This window comes from Mesorhizobium sp. M2E.F.Ca.ET.209.01.1.1, from assembly GCF_004010375.2.
Lineage (GTDB): Bacteria > Pseudomonadota > Alphaproteobacteria > Rhizobiales > Rhizobiaceae > Mesorhizobium.
This window is the reverse complement of sequence record NZ_SADP02001129.1, coordinates 1-293: the sequence shown is the minus strand read 5'-3', so window position 1 is coordinate 293 and position 293 is coordinate 1. Positions and strand designations below refer to the sequence as shown.

Annotated in this window: 1 pseudogene; it reads right to left on the bottom strand. The window is 65.9% G+C overall.

Annotated elements, in window-relative coordinates:
• Positions 1 to 221, bottom strand: a pseudogene (locus EN852_RS39405) (hypothetical protein); the annotation flags it as partial.
• Positions 222 to 293 lie beyond the last annotated feature (72 nt).

Genomic DNA, 293 nt, shown 5'->3' with positions numbered 1-293 from the left:
GATGAAAGGGCGGTCCGGCCCAGAACAGGTTCGGATCTGGGGAGAGCCGGTTTGACGGCCCTGGCCAGAACAGCCGCGGTCCTGGCAGCAATGGCGCCGGCGGCGTTTGCTTTGGCGACCCTGGCCTCCTCCGCTCGAGCCTGCTCCGCGGCGTTCGCCTCGGCGATCATCTCGTTCAGGAGGCGCTCCGTGTACTGGCGTTCAGTCTCCTGGTTCGACATTCTGCTTTCCCTTGAGATGGCGGGCAAGGTCGGAGAACGGATCGGCGGACGGACGGTCCCTGGGTGATTGCG